Origin of the sequence: Corallococcus sp. AB038B (genome assembly GCF_003668955.1) — a bacterium.
GTDB classification, from domain to species: Bacteria; Myxococcota; Myxococcia; order Myxococcales; family Myxococcaceae; genus Corallococcus; species Corallococcus exiguus.
The window spans coordinates 24,626-31,975 of record NZ_RAWO01000006.1 but is presented as its reverse complement, the minus strand read 5'-3'; the positions used below and the strand labels follow the sequence as shown (position 1 = coordinate 31,975).

The window sequence follows — 7,350 nt, the reverse complement described above, 5'->3', positions numbered from 1 at the left end:
ACACCACGCTTCGCAGGGCCAGGGGCAGCTTCAGCTGCGCGTCCGCCTCCAGCAGTTGGTAGAAGGCCGAGGGCGTCTGGTTGAGCACCGTCACGCCTTCTTGGGACAGCAGCTCCAGGAAGGCGGGCGGTGAGCGCCTCACCGCGTCGGGCACCACCACCACGCGCCCGCCATACAGCAGCGCGCCCCAGATTTCCCACACGGAGAAGTCGAAGGCGAGCGAGTGGAAGAAGCTCCACACGTCGCGCTCGCTGAAGGCGAAGGAGGACGTCGCCTGGAAGAGGCGCAGCACGTTGCCGTGTTGCAGGAGCGCCCCCTTGGGCTTGCCCGTGGAGCCGGAGGTGTAGATGACGTAGGCCAGGTGCCCAGGCCCGCTGAGGGGCGGGAGGTTGGCGTCGGGCAGGCCCGCCACCGACTGCCAATCCCGGTCCAGGCACCAGAGGGGTTGGCGCGCGCCGGCCAGTCGCTCCGCGAAGGACTCCTGGGTGAGCACGAGGGCGGGCCGCGCGTCGTCCAGCATGCCCAGCAGCCGCTGCGCCGGGGAGTCCGGGTCCAGCGGCAGGTAGGCCCCGCCGGCCTTGAGGATGGCGAGCATGGCCACCAGCAAGTCGAAGCCGCGCGAGGCGCACAGGCCCACCAGCACGTCGGGCCCGACGCCCTGGGAGCGCAGGTGGTGCGCGAGTTGGTTGGCCCGCGTGTTGAGCTCGCCGTAGGCCAGGGAGCGGCCCTCGTGGGTGAGCGCCACTGCATGAGGCCGGCGGGCCGCCTGCGCCTCGAAGAGCCCGTGCAGCGTGCCGTCCACCGCGTACCGCGACGCCGTGTTGCACGCCGCCAGCAGCTCCCTCCGCTCCTTCCCATCCAGCAGCGGCAGCCGTGAAATGCGCGTCTGAGGCCGCGCGACCGCGGCCTCCAGCAGCACCAGGAAGTGCCGCGCCATGCGTTCGATGGTCGAGCGGTCGAACAGGTCGGTGCTGTATTCGATGAAGGACTGCAGCCGCTCGCCCGTCTCCGTGAAGTCGAAGGTGAGGTCGAACTTGGCGGTCTGGCTGCGCGCCGCGTCGGGCTCCAACACCAGCTCTGGCAGGGCCAGCCGTCCCATGGGCGCGTTCTGCAGGCCCAGCATCACCTGGAACAGCGGCGTGTGGCTCAAATGCCGCTTCGGCGACAGGACATCCACCAGCTGCTCGAAGGGCAGGTCCTGGTGGGCATAGGCCTCCAGCGCCGTGCGCCGCAGTTGCTCCACCAGGTCGAGGAAGCTCGGGTCGTCCTCCATGCGCGTGCGCAGCACCAGGGTGTTGACGAAGAAGCCAATCAACGGCTCGATTTCGCCGCGGGTGCGGTTGGCAATGGCCGTTCCAATACAGACGTCGTGCTGACCGCTGTAGCGCGCCAGCAGGACATTGAGCGCGGCGGCCAACGGCATGAAGAGCGTCCCCCCGGAGCGCAGGCCCAGCGCGCGCAAACCCGCGGTGACCGCGGGCGGCACCTCGAAGGAATGCGTGGCGCCACGGTGGCTCTGGGTCGCGGGCCGCGGCCGGTCGGTGGGCAGCGTCAGCAGCGTCGGCGCCCCGTCCAGCCGGGCCTTCCAGTACGCCACCTGCCTGTCCAGCTCCTCGCCAGACAGCACCTGGCGCTGCCACTGGGCGAAGTCCGCGTACTGGATTTTCAGCTCGGGAAGGGGCGAAGGACGGTTCTGCGCGAACGCCGCGTAGAGCGCGCCAAGCTCACGCACCAGCACGCCCATCGACCAGCCATCGGCGACGATGTGATGCAGGGTGAGCAGCAGCAGATGTTCCGTCGCCTCCAGGCGCAGCAGCCGGAAGCGGATCAGCGGTCCTTCGGCCAGATTGAACGGCGTGCGCGCTTCCTCCTGCATCCCCGCCAGCGCCTGGATTTCCCGCTCGCCGCCTGGCAGCGCGCTCAGATCCTCCTGCGCCAGTGTCAGCGTCAGGTGCGGCATGATCTGCTGGAACGGCGCGCCGTCGCTCATGACGAAGCGGGTGCGCAGGGCTTCATGGCGCCGCACGACTTCATCCAGGCTTGCATGCAGGGCCGCGACGTCGAGCCGTCCGCGCATCCGCACCGCCACCGGGACGTTGTAGAACGGGTTGCCTGGCTCCAGCTCGTTCAAGAACCACAACCGCTGCTGAGCGAACGAGAGCGGAAGCGGCTTGTCGCGCGCGACGCGCACCAGCGGTGCTCGCACCTCACTCCTCGCGTTGCGCGCGGAAAGAAAGGCAATCAGCGCCTCGCGGTTCGCGCGAATGCGCTCGCGCAGCTCGCTGCTGATGTTGCCCTTGGGCGCGCCCAGCCGGAGGTTCGACCCATCGACCGCGAGCGTCGCGCCGGCCGCGGCGATTTCGGTCAGGATGTCGTCAAGCGGGGTACGGACGGCGGTATCGGACGGTGACAAGGCGGGTTCTTTCGTAAGGAGTTGATGGGCGCGCGGTGTCGGATGGGGGGCCTAGAGCAGCTCCTCGACCCACTCCTGTTCCGTCCGCGCCGGCTCATCGGGTTGCGGCTTGGGGGCTGACCGCTGTTCGAGCCGCTGGCCCATCTTCGCCACGGTCGGGTCCTCGAACAGCGCCTGCAGGGGCAGTTCCTCCCCGAAGCGCGCGCGCAGCCTGGAGATGGCCTGGGTCGCCAGAAGCGAGTGGCCGCCAAGGCTGAAGAAGTTGTCGTGGATGCCGACCTTGTCCAGGCCGAGGACCTCCGCCCAGATCGCGGCGAGCTCCTGCTCCAGGGGCGTCCGGGGGGCGACAAAGCCTTCCTCGCTGCGAAGGGCCTGCGGCATCGGCAGGGCCTTCCGGTCCACCTTGCCGTTCGCGGTGAGCGGCAGGGCCTCCAGCGCCACGAAGGCCGAGGGCACCATGAAGCCGGGCAGCCTCTGCGCGAGGAAGGCGCGCAGCGCATCCGCCTCCAGGGCCGGCTGATCCGGGGAGGGCACGCCGTAGGCCACCAGCCGCTTGTCGCCTGGAACGTCCTCGCGAACCACGGCCACCGCCTCGCGGAGGGCCGGGTGGGAGCGCAGCGCGGCCTCCACCTCGGCCAGCTCGATGCGGAAGCCGCGCACCTTGACCTGGTTGTCGAGGCGGCCGAGGAACTCGAGGACCCCGTCCGGCCGCCAGCGCGCCAGGTCTCCCGTGCGGTAGAGGCGCTCTCCGGGCCGCGAGGAGAGGGCGTCGGGGATGAAGCGCTCCGCGGTCAGCTCCGGGCGGGAGAGGTAGCCGCGCGCCAGGCCGTCGCCACTGATGAAGAGCTCACCGGGCACGCCCACGGGCACCGGCCGCAGCCGCGCGTCGAGCAGGTACACCTGGGTGTTGGCGATGGGGTGCCCGATGGGCACCGAGGTGCCTACCTGCTCCGGCCGCGTCATGCGGTGGCAGGAGGTGAAGAGCGTGCTCTCCGTCGGGCCGTAGCAGGCGGTGACGGGAATGCCCAACTCCTCGATGGCACGGCGGACGTGAGGGGCGGAGACGACGTCGCCGCCGGTGAGCAGCTGCCGCAGGCCCCGCAGGCTGTCGAACTCCAGGTCCACCATCTGCGCGAAGAGGCCCGCGGTGAGGTGCAGGGTGGTGACGCGGTGGTGGCGCAGCACGTGGGCGAGCAGCTTCAGGTCGCCCGGGGACTCGGGCGGGAAGACGACGAGCGTGCCGCCGAAGAGCAGCGGACCCCAGACCTCGAGAGTGGAGGCGTCGAAGGAGATGGGGGCGATGAGGAGGAAGGTCTCCTCGGGACCGAGGTGGGCGTAGTGGATGCCGTGGAAGAGGCGCAGGACGGAGCGGTGCTCGATGGCAACGGCCTTGGGGCGGCCGGTGGTGCCGGAGGTGAACATCACGTAGGCGAGGCTGTCGCCGCCGAGGCCGGGCACGTCGAGGGAGGAGTCCGGCGAGGAGGAGAGGCGCGCGCGCCAGTCGGGGCCGAGGACGAAGCAGGAGGAGAAGAGAGGCGAGAGTGAGTCGGCGAAGCGAGGCTGGGTGAGCAGCAGGTGGGCGCCGACGTCCTGGAGCATCAATGCCAGACGCTCGCGGGGTTCGGAGGCGTCGAATGGGACGTAGGCCCCGCCGGCCTTGAGGATGGCGAGGAGGGAGACGATGAGCTCGAAGGAGCGCTCCAGGCAGAGGGCGACGGGAGAGCCGTGGCGGACGCCGAGGGAGCGCAGGTGGCGTGCGAGCTGGTTGGAGAGGGAGTCGAGCTGGCGGTACGTCAGGTGCTCGTCGCCGAGGACGAGGGCGGTTGCGTCGGGAGTGAGCTCGGCCTGACGGGAGAAGAGGACGTGGAGCGGCGTGTCCCGCGGGTACTGCGCGCGCGTGTTGTTCCACGCCACCAGCACCTGCTGGCGCTCCGCGCGCGTCAGGTGTGAGAGGGTGTCGAGGGGCGCGTCGGGCTCGGCGCACAGCGACTCGAGGAGCACGCGGTGGTGCTCCATCATCCGGGAGATGGTGGCCGCGTCGAAGAGGTCGGTGCTGTAGCCGATGGTGCCGGTGAGCCCCTCGGCCGTCTCCGTCAGGCTGTAGTCGAGGTCGAACTTCGCGGTCGCGGCTTCGAGCTCCTGGAGGCGCAGCCGCAGGCCTGACAGCTCCATCGCGCCCATGGGCGTGTTCTGCAGCGCGAAGATGACCTGGAAGAGCGGCGAGCGGCTCTGGTCACGCCCTGGTTGGAGCTGTTCGACGAGCTTCTCGAAGGGGACATCCTGGTGCTCGTAGGCGGCCAGGGTGGACTGCTTCACCTGCCGCAGCAATGCGCGGAAGGACGCGCGAGCGTCGATGCGGGCACGCAGGACGAGCGAGTTGACGAAGAAGCCGATGAGGCCCTCCGTCTCCGCGCGGTTGCGGTTGGCGATGGGGGAGCCAACGACGATGTCATCCTGCCCGGAGTAGCGGGAGAGCAGGAGCTGGAAGGAAGCCAGCAGCACCATGAAGGGCGTGGCGCCCTCCTGTTGGGCCAGGGCCTGCACGGAGTCAGAGAGGGGCCGCGGCAGGCTGACGGAGAGCGAGGCGCCTCGAAAGGACTGGATGGCCGGGCGGGGCCTGTCGGTGGGCAACTCCAGCGCGGCGGGCATGTCGGCGAGCTGCTGGCGCCAGAAGTCGAGCTGGGACTGGAGGACATCGCCCTGGAGCCACTGGCGTTGCCAGGCGGCGAAGTCCGCGTACTGCACGGGCAGCGGGGGAAGCCAGGCCGGCTGGCCGGAGATGAAGGCCCGGTAGAGCGCCGCCAGCTCTCGCATCATCACGCCCACGGACCAGCCGTCCGAGACGATGTGATGCAGCGTGACCAGCAGCGCATGCCGTGTGCGCTCCAGCCGCAGCAGGCGGACCCGCACCAGGGGCCCGCTCGTCAGATTGAACGGGCGCTGGGCCTCCTCGAGGGCCAGCCGCCGGGCCTCGCGCTCGCGCTCCTCGGGCGCGAGGTGCGTCAGGTCGATGAGGGGCAGGTGCGGCGGCACCGTGGGATGGATGACCTGGACGGGCACATCGCCGTGGCGCGGGAAGGTGGTGCGCAACACCTCGTGGCGATCCAACAGCGCGGTGAGCCCCTGCTCGAAGGCACGGATGTCCAGCTCGCCTTCCAGCCACACCACGCCGGGCACGTTGTAGAAAGCGCTCCCGGGCTGGAGCTGATCGAGGAACCACAGGCGCTGCTGGGCGAAGGACAACGGCAGCGGCTGGGTGCGCGGCACCGGCACCAGTGGCGGCGCGGAAGGTGCTCCGCGCCGACGCAGGGCCTCCACCCGCTCCGCGAGCGCCGCGACGGTCGGTGCTGCGAAGAGCTCGCTCAGCGGTAGCTCCATGCCGAACGTCGCGCGGACCCGGGAGATGACCTGGGTCGCGAGCAGCGAGTGTCCACCCAGGGCGAAGAAGTCGTCCTCCGCGCCGACGGTGTCGAGCTTGAGGACATCGGCCCAGAGCGCGGCGAGCTGGCGCTCGGTGTCCGTGGATGGCGGGCGCGAGGGGGCGCGGGCCACGGCGGACGCGTCGGGCGCGGGCAGGGCCTTGCGGTCCACCTTGCCGTTGGCGTTGAGGGGCAGGGACTCGAGCAGCACGAAGGCCGTGGGCACCATGTACTCGGGCAGGTGCTCGAGCAGGGCGGCACGGAGCCCGGCCGCGGTGAGCGGAGTGCTTGGCACGACGTAGGCGACGAGGCGCTTGTCTCCGGGCACGTCCTCGCGGATCCGGACGATGGCGTCACGCACCCCGGGCCGTTGGCGGAGCGCGGCCTCGACTTCGCCCGGCTCGATGCGGAAGCCTCGCAGCTTCACCTGGAAGTCGGTGCGACCCAGGAAGTCCAGGGTCCCGTCCGCCAGCCAGCGCACCTTGTCACCCGTGCGGTAGAGGCGCGCGCCGGGCTCCGCGCTGAAGGGGTTGGGGATGAAGCGCTCCGCGGTGAGGTCCGCGCGGTGGAGGTAGCCCCAGGCCAGGCCCTCTCCGCCAACATACAGCTCGCCGGGCATGCCCACGGGCACCGGGTGCAGGGCCGGGTCCAGCACGCAGGCCGTGGAGTTGGAGAGGGGGCCGCCAATGGGAAGCGAGGCGCCGACAGGGGTCGCGGGCGCCAGGGGCTGGGACGTGGAGAACGTCGTGTTCTCCGTGGGGCCGTAGACGTGGAGGAAGCGTGTGCCCGGGCGCATGCGCAGCAGGTGCTCGCGAGCACGGGCCATGGGCATGGCCTCGCCACCCGCCAGCACCTGCGGCACGCCCCCCAGTGCTTCGCCGTGGTGCTGCACCATCTGCGCGAAGAGGGCCGTCGTGAGGAAGAGTGCGGAGACGCCGTGTCGCCGCAACAGGCCCGCGACCTCCTCCAGTGACAGGGCGCGGGGAGGAGGCAGCACGAGGCGAGCGCCGTGCAGCAGCGAGCCCCAGACCTCAAGAGTGGAGGCGTCGAAGGCGACGGGTGCGAGCTGGAGGAAGACCTCCTGGGGCCCGAAGCGCATGAAGGAGGTGCCCAGCACCAGCCGCGCAACGGCGCGGTGAGGAATGCAGACGCCCTTGGGGCGGCCGGTGGTGCCGGAGGTGAACATCACGTAGGCGAGGCTGTCGCCGCCGAGGCCGGGCACGTCGAGGGAGGAGTCCGGCGAGGAGGAGAGGCGCGCGCGCCAGTCGGGGCCGAGGACGAAGCAGGAGGAGAAGAGAGGCGAGAGTGAGTCGGCGAAGCGAGGCTGGGTGAGCAGCAGGTGGGCGCCGACGTCCTGGAGCATCAATGCCAGACGCTCGCGGGGTTCGGAGGCGTCGAATGGGACGTAGGCCCCGCCGGCCTTGAGGATGGCGAGGAGGGAGACGATGAGCTCGAAGGAGCGCTCCAGGCAGAGGGCGACGGGAGAGCCGTGGCGGACGCCGAGGGAGCGCAGGTGGC

General features: G+C 70.6%; 2 protein-coding genes. Both read right to left on the bottom strand.

Features of this window, described 5'->3' with window-relative positions; translation table 11 throughout:
* On the bottom strand, positions 1–2,413 hold a 2,413-nt coding region (locus tag D7Y04_RS23820), incomplete at its 3' end, for a condensation domain-containing protein (RefSeq protein WP_147477184.1).
* A 51-nt stretch (positions 2,414–2,464) separates the two neighbouring features.
* On the bottom strand, positions 2,465–7,350 hold a 4,886-nt coding region (locus tag D7Y04_RS23815), incomplete at its 5' end, for a non-ribosomal peptide synthetase (protein WP_121760798.1).